We start from the raw sequence: 22318 nt of genomic DNA on the forward strand, positions 1-22318 counted from the left end.
CAGAAGGTCAGATTTCGCCAGGTGATGACTCAGCTCTAGCCGTTTTTCGCTTCGGCGATGGGGTCGGGATGTTCGGGACGAAACGAGGTCCACCGTCCAAACAGACCGCATGGCAGTACCGCGTCGCCGGCCTGAATCGGCAGAAGCGTTTCGCCGGTTTCCACATAGCCGTCATGCTGGCGAACAACCGTGCGCTCCAGGGTCTGCGAAAGGGTCGAGAGCGGGAAGCCGGTAGTGTACAGATTGACGATAAAGAACAGCGCGTCATCGGCTAGCAGCTTCTGCGCTTCGTCGATCAGTTCATAAATGTTGTCTTCCAGTTTCCAGACTTCGCCGTTCGGGCCGCGTCCGTAAGAAGGCGGGTCCATGATAATGCCCTGATACGTCCGTCCGCGGCGCAGTTCGCGGCGTATGAATTTCAGCGCGTCATCGATCAGGAAGCGGATCTTTTATCCTGCAGATGGTTCAGTTCCATGTTTTCTCTGGCCCAGGCGTTAATGCCTTTGGAGGCGTCGAGATGGATGACTTCATCGGCACCGGCTTTGGCAGCCGCCATAGTCGCCCCGCCGGTATAGGCGAAAAGGTTCAGAACGCGGATCGGCGCTTCGGGCGCTTTTTCTTCCGTTCGCGGATGGCCTTCATTATAAAATCCCAGTTGGACGCCTGTTCCGGAAAAAGACCGGTATGCTTAAATCCGGTCGGGGAAATTTTAAAGCGAAGATCTTTATAGGAAATCGTCCAGAAATCCCGGACGGATTTTTGAATTCCCACTGTCCGCCGCCTTTGTTCGAACGATGATAGACGGCGTCCGCTTTTTCCATGGCCGTTCGTCATCGATCGGCCAAATGGCTACCGGATCCGGGCGGCGCAGAACGACATGGTTCCAGCGCTCGAGCTTTTCTTTATTTCCTGCATCAAGGACCTCATAATCGGTCCAGTCTCTGGCAATTTGATTCATAATCGATACCTCTAATCAACAACAGTATAATCGATTCAAAGAAAATGACCGGCCGCAACGATGTTTCGTTTTTGACCGCGCCCGGATCAGGCCGTACCGCATGAAAAAGGCAGATCGGGCATGAGCCCAATGGGCGATGCCAAAAAATGAAATAATACTTGTGGTCCTATTTAGAACAGAAAGGATGTTAATCATGTTTGTTCAGCTGATCTGTAAAAACAGAGAAGAGAAACAGATGGAAGAACTGTATGAAGTGCTCGGCGCACTTTGCGAGCGGGAAGGCGTTCAGATTGAAGAGCGCGGCGGCCATGTTGAAATTCTGGTCTGCCCGCAGGGAAAAATCGTCGCCAGAGAAGATGGAAAGGATCTGATTCTTTCTTCCAATACCCGTCACGGCGGTCCTGGCTTCCACGCGTTTGTGGTCGATCTGTTTAAAGACATTGAAGAAGAAATTCCCGGAGACTATGAGCTCGATGACGATCTCGACTATGCCAGGGACGAAAATTTTGACCGTCTGGTGCAGCAGTACGAGCAGGAGATCGATTATGTCCGTCAGCTCGTTCTGGAAGAACCCGGATTTAAAGATCGAAACTATATGTTCGATGAAACGTACTATCTGCCCAAAGCAGAGGCAGGACAGATTCTGACCGCCAGCGGCGACATGGATGAACACGAATTCCGCGCAAAGGATGCGGCTGAACTCATGGATCATTTTTATGTCTGGAACAACTGGGATCGCGACGGACGCTTTTTCCGCAACGCAGCCCTGACGCTTCTGGCCAAGGAAAGCTACGGCGAATTTTCCAAAATGAACGAACAGACGGAAAAGGTGGCCAACGAAATCTGTGATGATCTCGAAATCGCCTTCCGTCTTGACCCGACGTTTGGACTTCCAATTGACGCCTATAAGAAACTGATTTCTGTTCTCGGACGCGACAACAAACTGGAAGGAGCCATCGAAATGGACGGGGAAGCTGTCTCGTATCGGACACGCGAAGTCTACCACATCTTTGAAGACGTGCGGATTGTAGCTGCGGGTACTGCAGAGAGAAGCTACGATCCAGCCACACAGTCCGTTTTCCTGACTTCTCCATTCAAAGAAGAACAGGAATGGGCCTGGCTGCTGCAGGCTTCCAAGCAGCCGTCCATTCTTCCTGACTTGAAAAGCGTACAGGAACAGGAGCCGGAGTTCCGCAAGGACGACAGCGTCCTGTGGCTGGAAGAATACAAGCAGGATGGCATTTACACGATCGATGCCATGATCCGCGACAACATGCGCGATCTCTATATTCATGGCGTAGCGCGCAGCGAAGCGGAACGCGACTATTTGAAGACGTGCATTGAAGAATCCGGCTTTACCACCCTTTAGTCAAAGCAAGAAGAAGTTTTGAGACTTCATACCTGCAGGATGTGCGGGATGATAAAACCGAAGACCCTCAGCCAAAACGAAGCAAGACAGGGAAGCCGGCGTATAAACGCGTCTGGCTTCCTTTTTCTATGCATGACCCGGCAGATTTTGCGCACCGATCCGCCGGGCAGATTCGCACAGCCGATCCGGCAAAAGCATTCGCCAAAAGTTTTCCAGCCTGAGATTTCCCAAAAACAAAGCGGCCGTTCTGTGCAGAGCAGAGCGGCCGTCTTTAAGACAGAGGCAGGTTTTTATTTCCAGTAGCCGTAATACGTTTCGAACAGTCTGCGGTTGACTTCGTCGCCGCCGTCCACGTTCGAGCTGACAAAGACGGGCGGCTTCCTGCCGGCTTTGGCGAGGTTTTCAATGACCTGCGTCATCATGGCATCCATCAGGAAAATGCCCAGGAAGTTGGAAACCGGGCCGACGGGCGTATCGCAGCCTTCAATTTCCAGAGAGGCATCGCCTTTGGGGGCGTGGTTGTCGAGAACGACATCGGCAAGCTCAAAGAGCCGCTTGCCCGACGGCGCGCGGGACGTGCACGCTTTCGAGTGAGCCAGAGAAGTCAGAGCTATGACTTTGGCACCTTTTTCTCTGGCGGCCTGCGCCATTTCCACGGGTACGCTGTTTCTTCCGGAGTTGGAGATGATGACAATCGTGTCCTTTTCATCGAGCTTGTACAGCTCAAGCAGCGAGGCGGCATAGCCGGAAATGCGCTCGAGACCGGTCGACTTGGTCGGGAAGTCGATGACCATCAGCTCCTGGGGAAGGATAGCTTTAATGAGCGCCAGTCCGCCGGCGCGGGCGTACACTTCTTCAGCCATCATGTGCGAATGGCCGGAACCAAATACGTAAATTCGTCCGCCCTGCAGACAGCTGTCTGTCAGCAGCGAGGCGGCTTGCTGAATGTGAGCTTCTTCGTCTTCAAATGTCTGATCGAGAAGGCTGGAAGCATGCTGGTAATACTTTGCGGCTGCATTCATGAGGATCCGTTTCCTTCTTTCTTTCCTTTTTACGGGGATGAGCAACAGTACCATCTTTTGCTGCGCCGCCTGGAGTGCGGATTTCTTTTCAGGAGGCGGAGAGATTGGCAGGCGCAGGTGCGGACACAGATCCGGCTGCCGGATCCATGCCGGAAGATGGTAAATCGCTTCCTGCTGTCTTTACTTTAGCCGACAAAAAACAAAGCGGTAATCCTTTGTATGCATATGCAGACAATTGGAGCCGCCAGGATCCGAAAAACGGCGTTTTCCGTATACGATAGATGTTTTATTATCCATTCAATGAAGAAATAAATTCATACGGACTAAATTGTTCAAACATTCCGCCAGGTAAACGAAAAGAGTACCCACATTTGTACAGACCTGCGCCTGCCTTTCGGGCATGGGGGAGCATGGTATAATAACAGGACGATTCTTACCGCCCGAACGGGCAAAACGATGCGGTCAGAGATCGGATTTCGACCGCTTTTTCGAGAAAAGAAGAGGGAAGCAGAATGAGCGAGTTGATGGAGAAACTGAACCCGGCACAGAAAGAAGCGGTGTGCTGTCTGGACCGGCCGCTGCGCATTGTCGCCGGCGCCGGATCGGGCAAGACCAGCGTACTGATGGCCCGCATTGAATATCTGATCCGTGAAGCGGATGTGTACCCCAGCCGGATCATGGCGATCACCTTCACCAACAAGGCTGCCCGGGAAATGAAAGACCGCCTTGAGGCAATCCTGCCTGAAGAAGCGGGTGACGTGCGCATTTCGACGATTCACTCGCTGTGCGCCCGCATTTTGCGCATGGACGCCAAAGCGGCCGGCTATCCGTCCAACTTCACCATCCTCGATGGGGACGACCAGAAATCCATGGTCAGCCGCATTCGCAAGGAAAAAGGATTCGATAATAAGAAATATCCCGCCGGGCAGATTCTCAGCTTCATTTCTTCATGCAAGCGCGAACAGGTCGATCCGGAGAAAGCGCGCGTTCTGGCCGATACGCCGGACGGACACGTGCTGACGACGATTTATGCCGAATACCTTCGCGAACAGAACGAAATGTTCGCCATGGACTTTGACGATCTGCTTCTCAATACGGATGCTCTCCTTACCGAAAACGAAGTCGTCCGCACCAAGTGGCAAAACCGTCTTGACTACATTCACGTCGACGAGTTTCAGGATACCGACCCGATCCAGTATTCCCTGATTCGAAAACTCGTTCGCCCCGATGCCCAGCTCGTGGTCGTCGGCGATCCGGACCAGACTATTTATTCGTGGCGCGGCGCTTCGGTTTCCATCATCATGGATTTCGAAAAAGATTTCCCCGATGCAAAAACGATTATCCTCGATCAGAACTACCGTTCAACACAGGTCATTCTCGACGCGTCCAACGCGCTGATCGCCAACAACCGCAACCGCGTGAAAAAGATCTGTTTTCCACGCGTCCAAGCGCGCAGCCGATCCTTACCTTTGGGGGCATGGAAGACGAAAGCGAAGCCAGCTTTGTGGCGATGATGATCGCCCGTCTTCATTCGATCGGCGCCAAGGATCTCAAGCCCGTTCCGTATAAAGATATTGCGGTTCTGTACCGGGCCAACTATATTTCCCGTATTTTTGAAAAAGAACTCGTAAAGCAGAAAATTCCGTACCGCATTCTGGGCGGCATCCGCTTCTTCGAGCGCAAGGAAATCAAGGACATCCTGGCCTACCTCTTTCTTCTGCGCAAACCGGATCCCGATGATCCGGCGTTCATGAGCCAGGATCTGTATCTCGAGCGCATCATCAATGTGCCAAGCCGCAAAATCGGTCCAAAATTCATGGATACGCTGCGCAAGGAAAGTCAGGATCGAGGATTAAGCATGCTCGATGTGCTGCGTGATCCAAAACCGTCAATGCGGCCAGGGCCAGATCCTTTATCGATGTGCTCGACCGCATTCAGGCGCGCTATGAAAAGTACGGTCTGCTCGGTCTGGTCGACGCGGTCGTCGAAGAGACCGGCTATAAGAAATCGCTGGCGATGGATGAAGTCGAAGAGCGCATGCAGAACATCGGTGCGCTCGAGAGCGATATTACCGCCGCCTATTCCAACGACGCGACCCTCACCCTCGATGAATACTTAAGCAATCTGGCGATTTACACCGGCCGCATCGACGAAGAAGACCGCAACGCCGTCACCCTTTCTACGGTCCATACCGCCAAGGGCATGGAATACCCGGTGGTGTTCGTGAGCGGCCTGTATGAAGACACGTTTCCGTCCATGCGCTCCGTTATGGAAAGCGGAAAAGAAGGCATGGAAGAAGAGCGGCGCCTCATGTACGTCGCCATGACCCGCGCAAAGGACCTTCTGTTTCTGACGTGGAACACCGGCTATATGTACAGTCAGCAGGGCAATCGAATTCCTTCGCAGTTTATCGACGAAATTCCCGATACGCTGACTGCCCACATGCGCCGTCCTGGTCCCGTACCGGAACTGAGCGATTTGGAGCAGGAGAAAAGGACGTCAAAACGTCGAGACAGACCGGCGAAAAGATCGCCAAACTGGTCGAAAATCGCGAGAAGCGCATGAAGTCGGCCCGTACCCTTGCGGCACGCGCCAAGTCCAGACCGAAAAAGGTGACGTACCATAAGGGCGATCGGATTTTCCACAATAAGTTCAAGCAGGGAACGATCCTCGACGTTTCCGGCGATATTATCCAGATTCAGTTTGACGGATACGATCACGTCAAAAGATTAACGCGAACTTCATTACGCCGTTAGCCGACGTCGATCCCGAAGATCTCGCCAGCTGAAACCCGTCCTTAGCCGCCTGCGACAAGCGGGGTGCACTTTGATACAATGGACGATGGTTTCATTTCCTTTTCAGGCCCGCCGCGCAGTATGCGGCAGGCTGTAATCCGAACAGGAATAAAGAAATACATAAGAAAAGAATATGTACGAATAAATACATGGAAACGGTCTGTACAAGGACCGTATTCCCCTCCCGTTTTCCCTGGCTGACCGGCTTTTACATTCGCAGTCGGCCGCAGGAGACCGGCAGGAGGAGCAGAGACAGGAGGCATGCCGTATGGATGAAATCAAACGCATTGAAGAACTTCGCCGTCTTCTTGAACGGTATTCAAGAGAGTATTACATCAACGACAATCCGACGGTATCCGATGCGGAATACGACGCGCTGCTCGAAGAGCTCAAGGCGCTCGAAGCCAGACATCCGGAAAGCTACGATCCCAATTCGCCAACGCAGCGCATTATCGGAAAAGTGCTCGACGGCTTTGAAAAAGTCGTCCACGACCAGCGCATGCTTTCTCTGGATGATGTCTTTTCCAAAGAGGAACTGAAAGAGTTCTGCGAACGGATCTGGAAAGAATTTGGACGGGCATCCTTTGTGTGCGAATGCAAGTTCGACGGACTGGCCATGGCTCTGATTTATGAAAACGGGTCCTTTGTTCGTGCGGTTACGCGCGGGGATGGATCGGTCGGCGAAGACGTGACGGAAAACGTCCGCACGATTTCTTCGATTCCGATGCATATCGACGAGGCGGGCCATGTAGAAGTGCGCGGGGAAGTCATCATGCCCAAGGCGAGCTTTGAAAAGCTCAATGCGCTCCAGGAAGAAATGCATCTGCCGCTGTTTGCTAATCCGCGAAACGCCGCGGCCGGCACGATCCGCAACCTGGATACGTCCATTGCCCGCAAGCGCCGCCTGGACATGTTTCTTTACTATTTCCAGAACGGCGAAGAGCATGGCGTAAAAAGCCAGGCCGAAGCCCTCGAACAGCTCAAAGCCATGGGCTTTTCGGTTTTCCCCAACTGGAAGCTCTGCACTTCCTTTGAAGAAATCTGGGACTTTATTGAAAGCATTTCGAAGATTCGTTCGAGTCTTCCTTTTGAAATTGACGGCATTGTCGTCAAACTGAACGATTTTGCGATGCAGCATGAGATCGGTGTGACTGCCAAGTATCCGCGCTATTCCATCGCCTATAAATTTCCGGCGGAAGAAGTCGAAACTACGCTGATGGGTATCGAGCTGACCGTCGGACGCACCGGCAAAATTACCCCAAACGCCATTCTGGCGCCAGTTCGCGTAGCCGGCACGCTCGTCAGCGCCGCGACTCTGCACAACCGCGATCGCATCGACGCCTACGATCTGCGTATCGGCGATCAGGTCATCATCCGCAAAGCGGGCGATATCATTCCGGAAGTCGTACGCGCACTGCCCGAAAAGCGAAACGGAACGCAGGTGCCCTACGAATGGCCAAAGACGTGTCCGGTCTGCGGCTCGGATCTGGTGCGTCTGGAAGGTGAGGCGGACTATTTCTGCCCGAACCCCAACTGTCCGGCCCGCATCGTGCGCAGCCTGATTCATTTCTGTTCGCGCGAAGCCATGGACATCGACGGCTTTGGCGACAAGCGCGTCGTCTGGCTGCACGACAACGGCTTTTTAAGCACGATTGAAGCTATTTATCATTTGCATGAACGCCGCCAAGAACTGCTCGCGCACAAAGGCTGGTCCGAAAAAGGAACCGACAAGCTGTTTGCGGCCATTGAAGCCTCCAAAAGCAGCCGCTTGACCGTCTGCTTTTGCCCTGGGCATTGAGCAGGTCGGAAGCAAGGCCGCTAAACTGCTTGCGGACGCCTTCCATTCGATGGATGCGCTCATGAACGCCAGCGAAAGCGAACTTTCCGCGGTGAAGTTCATCGGGGACGTATCCGCCAGAAGCATTCATTCTTTCTTCGCGCAGGAAGAAAACCAGAAGCTGATCGCGGCGCTCAAGACGCTCGGTCTCAATATGGAAGAAGCCCCGAAAGAAGCGGTCAATTCCGATTCCTTCTTCGCCGGCAAGACGGTTGTGCTGACCGGTACGCTTGAACAGATGCCGCGCTCGAAAGCCAAGGAAATTCTGGAATCGCTGGGTGCTTCGGTCGCCGGATCGGTTTCGAAAAAGACCAGTCTGGTCATCGCAGGCGCCAGTGCGGGAAGCAAGCTGGCCAAGGCCGAAAGTCTGGGCATTCCTGTATGGAGCGAAGACGACTTCCTCAAGGAGATTTCTCACGATGAAGCGGCGTAATACCGATACAAAAGCGTCCGTCAGACGCTCGGGCGTTCTGAAAAAGGCGCTGGTCTTCGCGGCTTCGGCTTCGATGCTGCTGAGCGGCTGTTCGGAAGAAGGCGCCCGCGTCGTGCAGGGCCTTCGCCCCGGCGACTATGGCGCGGTGCTTCCGTATGAAACGAGCGATACGCGCGGCAAGCATATCGGTCTGATCAGCGACATCGACATTCGAAGCCAGCTCGAATCCGGCCTGATGGATTTGTCGAAGCAGTACTTCTCGCCCTCGGACGTCAACTTCCGTACCCACGTGTTCCTCGACTACGATGAACTCGACGCGACCGACGGCAGCCGCGGCCTGCTTGGTACGCTGCGTGACGGCAACCCGAACGGTCTGAACCCGTCGGCGGATGAAGAATTCGATACCGGCAACGGCATCGTGCGCGGTCCGATTCTTGTCAACGACATTTACGAACTCGACTTTTATTCGGGCGATACGCTCAAGGGCATTTCCATTGGCCTGGCCGTCTCCGATGCGGTGACGCAGGATGGTCAGCGCATTGAAATCGCCCCGGAGAAAATGGAAAACTTTCTTACCCAGACGGGAACGAAAATCGTGTCCTATTTGCGCGAGCGCTTTAACGAGATTTCACCCGATGTGCCGATTTTCATCGCGGCTTACCAGCTCAACACCGATGAAAACAGCCACTCCAAGGGCGGCTATATTTTCACCGAATACTTCCGCGGCCAGAACTCGCAGGTCAATACCCTTCACGAAGAGTATCTGATCGTTCCATCCAGTCAGTTCAGCCAGGCCCATCCGGAAATGGCGCAGGAATTTGAAACGTTCCGCCAGCAGGTCATGTCGATTTTGTCCGACGCGACGTATACGACCGGCGAAGCCAAGGTGCAGGACGGCACCATCGTGCGGCTGACGATTCATATCACGGCCCACGGAAAGACGGTCAGCGAGATTCTCGCGGTCATTCAGTCCGTGCGCGAAGATCTTTCGGCGTTTACCGATACGACGTGCACGTATAAAGTGATTATCGAAAACAACAGCGACGTCTGCGCTCTGCTCGAACGCGCACCCGATTCGAAGAGCGTCAAGGTCATGAGCATTTACTAAGACAGAAACGAGAGGCTTCTGCTTTTCGGATCCGGCGGCTTTAAAAGCCCTTTGAATCCAGCGAAACGTACAGGCCGCTCGTTTTCAGCCGGTTTTCCGGCCAGATAAACAGAACAGCACAGAAAGAAAGGAAACCGATGGAAAAATTTTCAACCGAATATTTTCGCAAACTGGCCTCGGATCTGAAATTTGATCTGAGCGATGCGGAAATTGAAGAGCTTAAAAGGACTTTCAGGCGGTGGAAGCCCAGGTTGAACTCTTCGAGAGTATCGACACCGAAGGGGTGGAACCGATGATTTATCCCTTTGAAGACGAAACCGTATTTTTACGGGAAGATACCGTATGCGATGTGCTCTCCCGCGAGGAAGCACTTGAGAACGTGCCGGATGTACGCATGGGACACGTTCATGTTCCAAAGGTGGTGAAATAAATGAAAACCCGTCTGACTCCAAACGAATCCGCAGCCCAGATTGAGGCGCTCCAGCCGACGCTGAACGCGGCGGTCACCATCGTAAGCGAACCGCAGGAAAATCCCGTTCAGGGCCTTCTTTCTGGCATTCCGGTTGTCCTCAAGGACAACGTCAGCACAAAAGGCATCCGTACGACCGCCAGCTCGAAAATTCTCGACAACTACGTGCCGGTCTACGATGCCACGATCGTTGAAAAACTGAAAAACGCTGGCGCCGTCATCGTCGCCAAGTCCAGCATGGATGAACTCGGCATGGGCGGGACCAACCGCAACGCATCGACCGGTCCGGCCTGCAACCCGTGGAATCCCGCCCACATTACCGGCGGTTCTTCCGGCGGAAGTGCGGCCCTGATGGCTGCCGGCTGCGCGCCCTTGCCATCGGTACCGATACCGGCGACTCCATCCGTAAGCCGGCTGCCTTCTGCGGTGTCGTCGGCTTCAAACCGACCTATGGACGCATTTCCCGCTACGGCATCATTCCGTATGCCTCTTCGCTCGATACCGTCGGCTTCTTTACCCGCACTATCGAAGACGCGGCCGAAGCGCTCGAAGTGCTCGCCGGCCGCGACGATCATGACATGACCAGCTCCTTTCTGCCGGTCGAACACTATAAAGAAAATCTCAATCCGGATTTAAAGGGCAAGCGAATCGGTATTTTCCGTACCGTCAGCGATCGCATCGCCCGCCCGGAACTGAAAAAGGATTTTGACGAACTCGTTGAAAAAATTCAGGCAGCTGGTGCAGAAGCTGTGGATCTGTATATGGATGAAAAGCTGATGAATCTCATCGCGCCCGTATACAAGACGATTGCCAACGCCGAAGCGACGGCCAACCATTCCAACCTGGACGGCATCCGCTTTGGTGTGCGCAAGCCGGGTGGATCGGTCGAAGAAGTCATGACCAATTCCCGTACCGCCGGTTTCTCAAGCTACGTGCGCGCCCGTTTTGTGATCGGCTCCTACACCCTTTTGAAGAAAACCAGGACCGCCTGTTCCGCAAGGCGCAGAAAATCCGCCGTCTGCTCGTCGACGCCTGGAAAGAACTGTTCGACTCGTGCGACGTGCTGCTTGCCCCGGCCGCACCGGATACCGCGCCGCTCATTGAAGAAAGCAGCGATGTCCGCTTTGGCAAGGACCGCTTCGAAGAAGAGCATATGCAGCTGGCCAACTTCTCCGGCTATCCGTCTTTGACGATGCCGCTTTCTCTGGCCGATAACGGTCTGCCGTTTGGCATTAACCTGAACGCCCCTGCCTTCCAGGAACAGGAACTTCTGGATGTGGCCGCTGCGCTCGAGAAAATCATTGACTTTAAGGAGGAACCGGCATGCCGCGTGAAGTAACCATTGGAATTGAAATCCATTGCGAGCTGAAAACAAAAACGAAAATGTTTTCCGGAGCGCTGGTAGCCTTCGGCGATCCGGCCAATACCAACACTTCGGTCATCGACCTCGGTCATCCGGGAACGCTGCCCTGCGTCAACAAGGAAGCGGTCCGCCTGGCTATTAAAGCGTGCACCGGTCTGCACTGCACGATCGACCCGCTCGTCAAATTCGACCGGAAAAACTACTACTACTCCGATCTGCCCAAAGGCTTCCAGATCACCCAGCAGTTCCACCCGATCGGCAAGGACGGCTATGTGCTCATCCAGACCGATGAAGGGGAAAGAAAGTGCGCATCGAGCGCATTCACATGGAAGAAGATACGGCCAAGCAGTTCCATAAGGACACCGGCACGTACATCGACTTCAACCGCGCCGGCACGCCGCTTGTCGAAATCGTTTCCCGACCGGATATGCATTCCGCAGCCGAAGCGGCTGCATATGTCGAAGCGCTGCGCCGCACGCTCTTCTATCTGAACGTTTCCGACGTCAAGATGGAAGAAGGTTCCATGCGCTGCGACATTAACATTTCGCTTTCCGACGATCCCGAAAAACTCGGAACGAAAGTCGAAATCAAAAACCTGAACTCGATCGCCAACGTGCAGAAAGCCGTTCAGGCGGAAATCGAACGCCAGAACGCTGCGCTGGATGCCGGCGAAGAAATCGTACAGTCCACCCGCCGCTACGATGAGCCGACCAAATCGACCGTGCTCATGCGTAAAAAGAAGGCAATGTCGACTACAAGTACTTCCCGGAACCGAACATTTTCCCGATCCGTCTTGATGAAAAGTGGATCGAGGAAATCCAGAACTCGCTCGAAGAACTGCCCGAACAGCGCCTCGAACGCTTTAAAAAGCAGTTTGGCCTCAACGATTACGACGCGTCCGTTCTCGTCAACGACCGCGATATGGCCGACTTCTACGAATCCGTGATGGCTGATGCAAAAGACGCCAAGAAGGCCGCCAACTGGGTCATCGGCGATCTGAGCGCCTGGCTCAATAAAAACGGCCTGAACTTTACGAAAAATCCGGCTTCCGCCAAGGCGATCGCCCGTCTGGTCAACCTCATCGAAGAGGGTACCATTTCCGGCAAGCAGGGCAAGGAAGTCTTTGAAGACGTCATGCAGGGCGCCGATCCGGATCAGGTGATCAAGGACAAAGGCATGCAGCAGATGTCCGATGACGGCGCGCTGCTCGAGCTGATCAACACCGTACTCGATCAGAACCCGAAATCGATCGAAGACTTCAAGAACGGCAAAAACCGTGCTGTCGGCTTTCTCATGGGTCAGGTCATGAAGGCGTCCAAAGGCCAGGCCAACCCGAAAAAGGCCAACGGTCTGCTCGTTCAGGAACTGAACAAACGGTAAATTCTCCCTTTGAACAAAGGGAAAACCGGAGTTTTCTAACAGTTTGTTCACGCGGCCGGCCTCAGCCATCACAAAAGTCTTCGTGTGATATGATTGTGTTGGTTTTGAGAGAGCTCAGAACCGGACACGAAAAATACTGCTGCCTGAGGCAGCTGATGGAAATGAATTGGAGAGAACTATGCCCGATACACCTAAAAAACGAAACGGGTCAGAAAGCCGAAAAAGGAGAAAGTCAAACAGGGCCACAAGCTCGTCTGGTTTACTCTGATCATCATTCTGATTCCGTTCCTCATTGTCGGTTACGTCCTGCTGACCAGTGCACAGGGCAACAACCACCCCGTTGAAGGAAATCGCTTTGGCGTCAACGACCTGCAGCCGCGCATTCAGGATTCGCAGATGAATGCCATTCAGGGCGATCTGCTTACGATCGGCGGCGTAGAAAGCGCCACGATCAATCTCGAATCCGCCACCCTGCGCGTCAACCTGAACATGGTCGACAATGCGGACAACGCGATTCTCGAAGAAGCGTGCCGCCAGGCGTACGACATCGTCAACAACTACCTGCCGATCGATACGTACTTCACGAATTCGGAAAACGGTAAAAACTACGATCTGGAAATTTCCGCTTACAACTACATCGTCGACGATCAGCATCCCGCCGACGGCTGGCACTTCACCAAGCTGCTGAAAACCGCGGCCGCCAGCGACTTTGTGGTGGATCACATTACCCAGCCGAAAAATCCGGAACTCGCCGAACAGGTGCGCAAGAAGGAAGCTCAGACGCCGCAGGCGCCTGCGCAGGATTCTGCAGCCGAACAGCCGGCCGAAGATCCCAACGCGCAGCAGGAAGCTCTGCCGGATGAAAATCTCGGCTACTACGACGAATACGGAAACTTCATTTACTACCAGTAGAACATTTGAAACAGACAGCCAGCCGGAATCCCCGGCTGGTTTTATTTGGAGCAAGCTCGCAAACGAACGCGCTGACCGTAAGCGTCAAATAAAAGACGGGTATTTTCTCGACCGCCTCCTTGGGATAATTCCTTTATTCAAGGAGGCTTTTTCATGGAATCAATCATCCCTGCAATCGATCTCGGTATCGATTTCTCCAAAGTTAAAAACATCTATCTGGCTCAGATGCCTGCTGACCTTCGCAAAGGAATTGACGGTTACGTCTCCCTGGTTCAAGGACCTCTCGCTCTGGATCCGCTGGATGGATCCCTCTTTCTCTTCGTTAATCGACAGAAGAACAAGATCAAAGGTATCCTTCGTGACGGAAATGGATTCTGGCTTGTTTATAAGCGACTCTCCAGATCTTCCCTTCAGTGGCCTGTCAGCCCTGACCAGTCCGACTTCATGCGAATTGACTGTTCGCAGCTGGCTTCTCTGCTTTCCGGTCTGTCGATTGTTCCCCAGCCGGCATTTCTGCCACGAACTTATAAGTATGTTTAAACCAATTTAAAAGGATGATTTTCTTGAAGGAATATCAAGATAAATCATCTAATTTACTTTATCTATCGCTCTAAATATGTTAAAATTAATACATGGATGTGCCGAACCCTTACCAGACAATCCGCAACGAGCTCCTCGAAGATCTTCATCATCAGATCAGCACCATGACGGAAGAAGAGAAAGACAAATTTATTGAGGATATGTACCTGGATCTCTATTTCGCTAAAGAAATCAATAAAGCCGTGAAAAGCGGCCGCTTTGGTCCTTCTACGGAAAAGATGGTTCCCTTGAAACTGGATTACTCTGAAAACGAGGACGGCGGCCCAGATATCAATATTCTGAATAAACAGCTGGCTCAGCTTGATCTGAAAGCCGATGTTTGTTTTAACCGGGCTGCGAAATATCAGGAAGAGGGAGACCGCTATCGTAAAGAAGCTGAAGATTTAAAGCTCAGTTCTGTTGAAGGAAGCAAGAAAAACCTTCCACCAAGTGCAGAAAGCAGGAAGCGGTCAAAGAAACCACTACCTTCAGTGTAGAAGGGAAAAGCGCATTTGCCCAGTTTGCGGCTGTGAGATGAAAACTGTTGGAATGAAACGTCACTATAGGATTCATCGGATTCCCGCTCGCTATAGGCTGGAAGAAGTGCTGCGTGAGACAGTCGCGTGCCCAAACAAGTGTACGGATGAAAACGGGAAAGCCATCATCCGCACCGCCGAACCTGACGAGCCTGCACTGATCGACAAGAGTGTCGCAACTTCCTCTATGGTCGCGGGAATTGCCTACGATAAGTTCGTAATGGGAACCCCGGCCTATCGTCAGGAAAAGCACCTGAGTCTCACGGGACTGCCGATCAGCCGTCAGACCATGGGCAACATCCTGGAAAAAACTTACGATCTTTATCTGAAGCCACTCGTAAAACAAATGATTGAGGATCTCCCAAACTGTAACGTCGTCCATATGGATGAGACGGTTTTAAAGTGCACGGAGGTTAAAGATCGAAAACAGTCTTCTATGGTTGTCGCCGTCAGCGGAATCTATGAAGAGAACCAGATGGCTGTCTATAAGTTTTTCCCTTACAAGAAACAGGAGTTCGTAATCGCCCTCCTTGGCGGTTCTTTTCGTCATGCCCTTATGACAGACGGGCTTTATGCATATGCCAACTACTATGGCCCCTGCAGAAAGCTCAACTGTATGGCCCATGCGAGAAGAAAGATCTTCGAAGCCATCAAAGTCCGGTCAGACTTCGCGCAGTATCAGGCAGACGTCCTGAAGTGGGAAAAGACCACACTGGAGAACGACGAAGAGGCCGCAGAAGCGGCAGCCCAGCTGGACGAAACAGAGAGACCCGAACCAAGTCCGGGTCTCCAGATTCTGCTCACAGCCCTGTCTCTGTTCGGGAAGCTCTACCACATCGAATCCCACGTTGCTTCTTACTCGCACGAGGCGAGAACCGAAGTTCGGCAGGAACTTTCAAAGCCCTGCTTTGAAAGACTCACAAGAGTCATGATGGTGGAGATTCAGAGTGGATTCGAGGAAAGAAGCACCGCCTACAGAGCAGCCAAGTACTTCATGGATCGAGCGAACTCGTTGGGAAGGTGCCTGGAAGACGGTGATTATCCGATCGACAATAATGTGGCAGAAAGAGCCGTAAAGCCATTCGTGATCAATCGCAAAAACTTCCAGACTACGAAGAGTATCAAAGGTGCGGAAGTCGTCGCAGCGTTTATGACTTTGTTTCGATCGGCTGAAATGAACGACTTAAATCCAGAGCGCTACATGGAGTACGTTCTGGATGAACTCAAATGGTTCAAAGACGATGAAATCGCGGTAGATGTATTGAAGTCACTTCTGCCGTATTCAAAGGATTTACCTGAATATCTTCGAATTGGATACCGTGGACCGGATCCGAAGTATGAAGAAAACGATGAAGAATAAAAAATACGCCAAGCGGGATCTCGAAAGGGATCCCGTTTAGCGTATCTAATATTCAGTCTCGCGTATACCCGTCGATTGTTTGACACTTACCGCTGACCCAATAGAAAGTCCGCGCAAAACGGGGAAAGCCGCCAGTTCAGCCGAAGCCATTGTCAAAGTTTACGAACAGGAAATGCAAAGGAGAAAACGTCCGCACAGGTGCGGAACGCCTTCTCCTTTTTCATTTAGAACGGAAATTTTGCGGCTGAGAAACACGAAAAAACGTGCCTGCATACGGGACGAATGTACAGAAAAAGTATCGTCAATTCGCAAAATCATGTGCAAAACGGGAAATAAATAGCGTCACGATCTCTTCCAGTCAACAGGCGTTTTAAAAGAGTTTGTGAAAAAAACGAATTTGATTTAAAAAATAAACGCTTAAGATGGAAACTAGGAAGAAAGCGCTTACTGCAGGATCTGCGGCGCTTTCCCGCTAGAAAGGATTTTGGAAATTATGAAATACAGAAGATGGATGCAGGGAAGCCTGGCCATGGTTCTTTCCTGTTCCAGTCTGCTTTCCGCGATGCCGATTGCGGCTGCCGATACCGATACCGGTACATCGGATACGCGGGAGTGGACAGACAATCCAGGCGTCTTCCAGGTAAACCGGGAAAGGCGCGCGCCACATTCTGGCGCTACGATTCAGCGGGCCAGGCGCTGGCGCAAAACCCCGCTGCATCCAGCTATCATAAGCTGCTCAATGGAGACGACTGGAAATTTCACTGGGCCATCAATCCAGCCGGCCGGGCACAGGTGACGATTAACGGCTTTAATTCCGTCGACCTGGACGATTCTTCGTGGGATGACATCAGCGTTCCGCGCAGCTGGCAGACGTATGTGAAGGAGGACGGATCCTGGAAATACGATCCGGTCATCTACTCCAACCAGAACTATCCCTGGATCAGCATCGAAGGCCGCAAGGAGAAGGCGGGAACGGCGCCGGAACAGTACAATCCGGTCGGCACCTACCGCAAGCACTTTACGATTGATCCTTCCTGGAAAGACAAGGAAGTGTTCGCCAATTTCCAGGGTGTCGAATCCGCCATGTACCTCTGGGTAAACGGCACGTACATCGGCTATTCCGAAGACACGTTCTCCGCCAAGGGCTTTGACATTACCAAAGCGCTGAATTTTGAAGAGGGCGCGGACAACGTGATGACCGTTGAAGTGTACCGCTGGTGCGACGGCAGCTACATCGAAAACCAGGACATGCTTCGCCTGTCCGGCATTTTCCGCGACGTTTCCCTCGACGCCAAGGACAAAGTCGAAATCCGCGACTTCACCGCGCTGTCCAATACGTTTGTCAACGACAGCAAGGACGGAAAGCTCAGCATTGAAGCCGATCTGCGCCGCTTTGATACGACCGATCGCAATCTGAAGCTGAACGCCGTTTTATACGACGACAGGCAGAACAAAGTCGGCGAAGTCTCGACAGATGCCCTGCTGGATACCGAGGAAAAGACGGTTTCCATGGAAACGACGATCCCCAATGTCAAAAAGTGGAATGCCGAACATCCCAATCTGTATACGCTCGTTCTCTCGCTGAGTGAGGGCGAAACGACGCACGATCTGACCGTCATCAAAGTCGGCTTCCGCTCCGTGGAAGTGACCGATCGCGGTTCGACCGATGCCAGACTGCGCGTCAACGGCGAAGAAATTTATTTGTATGGCGTCAACCGCCACGAAAACAATCCGGCTACCGGCCGCTATCTGACTCGAGAAGAGATGGAAAAGGAAATCCTTCTCATGAAGTCGCTCAACATTAACGCGGTCCGCGCTTCCCATTATCCCAACGATCCCGTGTTCTACGATTTGTGCGACGAGTACGGTCTGTACGTCATGGACGAAGCCAACGTGGAAAGCCACAACGGCCGCAGCCAGTACGGCGTGCCGGGCGATTTGCCAGGCTACATTGAAGCGGCAGAAGACCGCGCCATCAGCATGGTCGAACGCGATAAAAACCACGCGTCCGTCATCATGTGGTCGCCAGGAAACGAAACCGGTGCCGGTCAGTCGCTCCAGAAAGAACTTGAATATTTCCATGACGCCGATCCTTCCCGCGTCATTCACTATCAGGGCTGGAACGCCAACGAGCTGGTTCAGGTCGAATCCAATATGTACCCCGAAATCAGCAAAATGCGCAGCAGCGACCGTCCGTACATCATGTGCGAATACCTGCACACGATGGGCAACTCGGGCGGCGGCATGATCGACTACTGGGAAAAGATCCGCTCCGTCGGCAACCTGCAGGGCGGCTTTATCTGGGACTGGGTCGACCAGAGCTTCAACACGCCGCTCATTCAGGACGGCAAGTGGGACGGCAAAACCACGTACTGGGGCTATGACGGCGACTGGAATACCGGCGATTACACCGCCTGGCGTTCGGGCAACTCCGACTTCTGCGTCAACGGCATCATCTCCCCTGACCGCACGCTTCAGCCGGAAGCCCAGGAAGTCAAACGCATTTATCAGGGCTTCCAGATGTCTCTCGATGAACAGGATGCGCACGTGATTCACCTGAGCAACGAGCTGATCGATACGAATACCGACGAGTATTCCTGCTCGTGGCAGCTGCTCAAAAACGGCAAAACCATCGAAAACGGAATCGTTGATAACGTCTCGATCGCGCCCAAAGCCGACGGCACCTTCCAGGTGAACTGGACGCAGCCGGACAGCCTGGACGATAAGGATGAGCTGCTGCTCAACATTTCCTTTACGTACAAGGAAGATACCGTCTGGGCGAAAGCCGGCGACGTGTACGCGGCTGCCCAGTTTGATGTCAGCCCGACCGGTCTGGCGGCAGGAAACCATGCCTTTGATCAGAGCGCGGACAACGCCTTTACGGACGCCGATCTTGAACAGAGCGAGACGGCGCTGACCGTTTCCAAAGGAAACTGGTCGGTCGGCTTTGATCTCGAACAGGGCGCACTGAACTCCTTTAAAGTGGACGGCAAGGAACTGATCGCCGCGCCGCTTGAACCCAACTACTGGCGTGCCTATACCGACAACGACAAAAAGAAGGCGTCGACGGCGCCTGGAAAAACGCAAACAAAAACGCGCAGATTCACACGAGCGTCTCCAAAGGCGACAAGACGATTTATGTCACCGTCGAACGCATCCTGCCCGAAGCGAAAAACTCCAAGGATTCGATTACGTATTCCATTACCTCGAGCGGTGACGTCTTCGTGCAGAGCAGCCTTGCGCCGTCTGGCCAGATGGGCGAACTGCTGCGCGTCGGCAACCGTCTCGAACTCGATTCGTCGCTGGAAAACATGACGTGGTATGGCAACGGCAAGGAAGACTCCTACGCTGACCGCAAAACCGGATACGATGCCGGCATCTGGACGGATACGGTAGACAATCAGTTCGTCAGCTTCGTCTATCCGCAGGAAACCGGCAACAAGACCGACGTGCGCTGGATGGCGTTAACTGACAGTTCCGGCAAAGGTCTGCTCGTCGATGCGGACGAACATCTGCTTTCGATGTCCGCGCTGCACTACACGCAGGAAGATCTCGATCAGGCGGCGCATCCGTACGAACTGACGAAAAAGGATTCGACTGTACTGACGATCGACTACGCCCAGATGGGTCTCGGTACCGCCAGCTGCGGTCCGGCCACCTTAAGCAAATACCGTCTCGGAACGGATCATCCGTATACGTACAGCTATCATCTGCGTCCGGTATCTTCGAGCGATGACATCGAAGCCATTACCGGCGTTGACATCCCTGACGACACCGAACTCGTTACGGGCGTTACCATCGGCGATAAAACCGTCACCAACTGGAATTCCGCGATTTCTGCCTATACGTTTGAGCTGAATGCGGATCAGAGTGAAGTGCCGGAAGTCACGGTCGATCACGGCGAGGACGTCACCGTCGAAGTCGTGAAACCGGAAAGCGTTCCGGGAACGCTCCAGATTCACGCGAAGAAAACCAATGGCTACGAAAAGACGTACACGATCGAACTCAGCTGCTCGAGCGAGTACTACCTTTCGGACATCGGCTACGACGCCAGCCGTTCCTCTTCCGGCTACAACGGCATTCATGTCGATAAAAACAACAGCGGCAATCCGATCCGCCTGAAAGTCGACGGCGCCGAACAGCGCTTTGAAAAAGGCTTTGGCGTCAACTCGGATTCCTGGCTCTACTTTGACGTGTCGAATCTCGACATCGACCGTCTGCAGGGCTACGCGGGCATTGACCTCGAAAAGAACCGGACCCAGGACGGCTGCTACGCGGCCATTCTCGTGGACGGCGTCGAAGTCGCCCGAAGCAATCTGCTCAACCATAATCAGGACGCTTACTACTTCGATGTCGATGTGCATGGGGCAAAAGAAATCACCCTGTATGTCGACAAGAATGTCAAAAACGGACACGACATGCTTTCGTGGGGCGATATGAAGCTGACACGCCCGTCTTCCGACAAGCCGCAGACGGAATCCATCCGCCTCAAAGCCGGCGTCAGCGCCAAGCTCGATGGTACGAACAAGATTCTGTACAGCATTGCCCCGAAAACGACGTTCGCCCAGATTCGCGAAATGATCGATGTGGCCGAAGGCTGCACGCTCGAAATGGCGGAAGCCATGGGCGGCGAACAGAGCGAAGACGCTTCGGCCGGTACCGGCTACTGGCTGCGCCTGTTCAAGGACGGCAATAAGCTCGATGAACTGAAAATCGCCGTCAACGGCGATATCGACAGCTCCGCCGATTCGGCCGTAACCGAAGCCGATGTCACGCGCTTTGATTCGCTTCGCAAAGAAGAAAACCCGGACATTCTGTACGTCCGGGCTGCGGATTTAAACTTCAACAACCAGCTCGATGACGAAGACCTGGCCCTCTTAAAAGAACTGGGCGGTCTCAAGGATCCGGAAATTCCGGTCTCCTCCATCACGATGACCGGCATTCCCGAAACGCCGGCTGTCGGCGAAGCCTTTACGCTGGGCACCACGGTGGAACCGGAAAACGCAACAAATAAAGATGTCACATTCAGCACGGATCATCCGGAAATTCTTCACATCGGTACGGACGGCAAAGCCGTCTTCCTCAGGGAAGGCAGCGCGACGATTACCGCGACTGCCGCGGATGAATCGGGCGTTACAGCCGAAATGACGCTGAAAACCGCCAATGCGGATACGAAATACGATATCTGGTATTTAACGGGTGAAGGCGTCGAAGGCGCCATGGAAAAGGGCGAAGACTTCGATGTTCTGAACTTTGATGCCAACGCCAGCGAAAGCAGCTGGGGCGGCATTCACATTAACAAGGCCGATTCCGGCACCGCTGCATCGAGTGTAAATCTTTCTCTGCGTCTGGCCGGCAAGCCAGCTGTCTTTGACAAAGGTCTGTCTGCCAACGCGAATGCGAAAATTGTCTACGATCTGACTCAGCTGCCCAAAACGGACAAACCGCTGATCTTCCGTGCCTGGGTTGGCATCGACTATTTGAAGGACGGAAAGACCGGCCGCGATGGCGCGAAGTTTACGTTCTACAAAGACTCCATTTCCGATGAAAACGTACTGTACGATGCCAGCACGATCGTACAGGGCAAAGAAGGCAAATACGTTTCCTTTGATGTCACCGGTGTGAACACGCTGATTTTGTATGCGGACAAGGTCGGCAGCCAGAACGATGACTGCGTCGACTGGTGCGATGCAAAAATCGTCCGCGAACACGTTGACGTACCGGTACTCGATACGAAAGCGCTCAGCGAAGCGATGACGCAAATCGAAACGCTCGCAAAAGACGAAGACGCGAAGCTTTCTTCGGCATGGACGGCGTACTTGAACGAAGCTAGAGCTGCGGCGCAAAGCGCTCTCGATTCCGGCGCCTTCAAAACGCAGGAAGACGCGGATGCCAAGGCTGCTGAACTGAACGCCCTTCTCGATACAGCCAATATCGCATCCAAGGCGTTCCAGGTTCTCGATGCGAACAAAGCGATCGATCTGAGCTTGTATACCGATGAAACCGCGCAGGCATACACTGCCGCAAAACAGGCGCTTGAAGCCGAACTGGCCGCTCCGGCCACTGCGAAAAAGCGCAGATTGCCAGCAAGCAAAACGCGTATGAAGATTCCAGAAAGGCTCTGGTCGCCAAACCAGTCCTCAATCTCGATGCACTCAACGCGCAGGTCAAGGCGCTTGGCGATTTCCTGAACGATT

General features: G+C 53.2%; 15 protein-coding genes and 4 pseudogenes. 17 read left to right on the plus strand and 2 right to left on the minus strand.

Annotation, left to right across the window (positions count from 1 at the left end; all coding sequences use genetic code 11):
* Window positions 1–35 precede the first annotated feature (35 nt).
* Window positions 36–958, minus strand: a pseudogene (locus KWG61_RS05790) (class I SAM-dependent methyltransferase).
* A gap of 193 nt (window positions 959–1151) precedes the next feature.
* Here KWG61_RS05790 and KWG61_RS05795 point away from each other — a divergent pair.
* Window positions 1152–2327 (plus strand): hypothetical protein, encoded by a 1176-nt coding sequence (locus tag KWG61_RS05795; RefSeq protein ID WP_242745234.1) that lies wholly within the window; start codon window positions 1152–1154, stop codon window positions 2325–2327.
* Between the two features lie 290 nt (window positions 2328–2617).
* On the opposite strand, the gene KWG61_RS05800 is transcribed toward KWG61_RS05795, so the two are convergent.
* On the minus strand, window positions 2618–3349 hold the full coding sequence (locus KWG61_RS05800; RefSeq protein WP_230267551.1) for an SIS domain-containing protein: 732 nt from the start codon (window positions 3347–3349) through the stop codon (window positions 2618–2620).
* A gap of 512 nt (window positions 3350–3861) precedes the next feature.
* Between KWG61_RS05800 and KWG61_RS05805 the strand changes: the two genes are divergently transcribed.
* From KWG61_RS05805 to KWG61_RS05870, 16 genes and pseudogenes are all read left to right on the plus strand, one after another.
* Window positions 3862–4863, plus strand: coding sequence for an ATP-dependent helicase (locus tag KWG61_RS05805; protein ID WP_242745235.1), 1002 nt, complete (start codon window positions 3862–3864; stop codon window positions 4861–4863).
* Complete coding sequence (locus KWG61_RS05810; RefSeq protein WP_242745236.1) at window positions 4827–5468, plus strand: 3'-5' exonuclease; 642 nt, start codon at window positions 4827–4829, stop codon at window positions 5466–5468. The genes KWG61_RS05805 and KWG61_RS05810 overlap by 37 nt, the downstream gene beginning before the upstream one ends.
* Window positions 5387–5914: a 3'-5' exonuclease gene (locus tag KWG61_RS05815; protein ID WP_242745577.1), complete on the plus strand. Its 528-nt coding sequence runs from the start codon at window positions 5387–5389 to the stop codon at window positions 5912–5914. The genes KWG61_RS05810 and KWG61_RS05815 overlap by 82 nt, the downstream gene beginning before the upstream one ends.
* Window positions 5911–6105 (plus strand): hypothetical protein, encoded by a 195-nt coding sequence (locus KWG61_RS05820; RefSeq protein WP_242745237.1) that lies wholly within the window; start codon window positions 5911–5913, stop codon window positions 6103–6105. The genes KWG61_RS05815 and KWG61_RS05820 overlap by 4 nt, the downstream gene beginning before the upstream one ends.
* A 307-nt stretch (window positions 6106–6412) precedes the next feature.
* The gene (gene ligA / locus KWG61_RS05825) at window positions 6413–7942 is read left to right on the plus strand and encodes an NAD-dependent DNA ligase LigA (RefSeq protein WP_367614270.1); all 1530 of its coding nucleotides are present in this window, start codon (window positions 6413–6415) and stop codon (window positions 7940–7942) included.
* 25 nt (window positions 7943–7967) lie between these two features.
* Window positions 7968–8414, plus strand: a complete 447-nt coding sequence (locus KWG61_RS17150) for a BRCT domain-containing protein (RefSeq protein ID WP_367614339.1) — start codon at window positions 7968–7970, stop codon at window positions 8412–8414.
* Window positions 8401–9522: a CamS family sex pheromone protein gene (locus tag KWG61_RS05830; RefSeq protein WP_230267548.1), complete on the plus strand. Its 1122-nt coding sequence runs from the start codon at window positions 8401–8403 to the stop codon at window positions 9520–9522. The genes KWG61_RS17150 and KWG61_RS05830 overlap by 14 nt, the downstream gene beginning before the upstream one ends.
* Before the next feature lie 238 nt (window positions 9523–9760).
* Window positions 9761–9952: an aspartyl/glutamyl-tRNA amidotransferase subunit C gene (locus KWG61_RS05835; protein ID WP_242745238.1), complete on the plus strand. Its 192-nt coding sequence runs from the start codon at window positions 9761–9763 to the stop codon at window positions 9950–9952.
* Window positions 9953–10887, plus strand: a pseudogene (locus tag KWG61_RS05840) (amidase family protein); the annotation flags it as partial.
* Between the two features lie 122 nt (window positions 10888–11009).
* Complete coding sequence (locus KWG61_RS16040; protein ID WP_256460839.1) at window positions 11010–11330, plus strand: amidase family protein; 321 nt, start codon at window positions 11010–11012, stop codon at window positions 11328–11330.
* Window positions 11315–12734: pseudogene (gene gatB / locus KWG61_RS05845) on the plus strand (Asp-tRNA(Asn)/Glu-tRNA(Gln) amidotransferase subunit GatB). Before KWG61_RS16040 ends, gatB begins: the two are co-directional and overlap by 16 nt.
* A gap of 396 nt (window positions 12735–13130) precedes the next feature.
* Window positions 13131–13646 carry a hypothetical protein gene (locus KWG61_RS05850; protein WP_242745239.1) on the plus strand — a complete coding sequence of 172 codons (516 nt, stop codon included), beginning with the start codon at window positions 13131–13133 and terminating at the stop codon, window positions 13644–13646.
* A 153-nt stretch (window positions 13647–13799) separates the two neighbouring features.
* Window positions 13800–14186 carry an IS66 family insertion sequence element accessory protein TnpB gene (gene tnpB, locus KWG61_RS05855; protein WP_242744259.1) on the plus strand — a complete coding sequence of 129 codons (387 nt, stop codon included), beginning with the start codon at window positions 13800–13802 and terminating at the stop codon, window positions 14184–14186.
* A gap of 92 nt (window positions 14187–14278) precedes the next feature.
* On the plus strand, window positions 14279–14722 hold the full coding sequence (locus KWG61_RS05860) for a hypothetical protein (protein WP_242745240.1): 444 nt from the start codon (window positions 14279–14281) through the stop codon (window positions 14720–14722).
* A gap of 37 nt (window positions 14723–14759) precedes the next feature.
* Entirely contained in the window at window positions 14760–16121 is a 1362-nt protein-coding gene (locus KWG61_RS05865; RefSeq protein WP_242745241.1) for a transposase, read from the plus strand.
* Between the two features lie 507 nt (window positions 16122–16628).
* Window positions 16629–22309, plus strand: a pseudogene (locus KWG61_RS05870) (glycoside hydrolase family 2 TIM barrel-domain containing protein); the annotation flags it as partial.
* Between the last annotated feature and the right edge of the window lie 9 nt (window positions 22310–22318).

The organism is Allobaculum sp. Allo2 (assembly GCF_022701175.1).
GTDB classification, from domain to species: domain Bacteria; phylum Bacillota_I; class Bacilli_A; order Erysipelotrichales; family Erysipelotrichaceae; genus Allobaculum; species Allobaculum fili.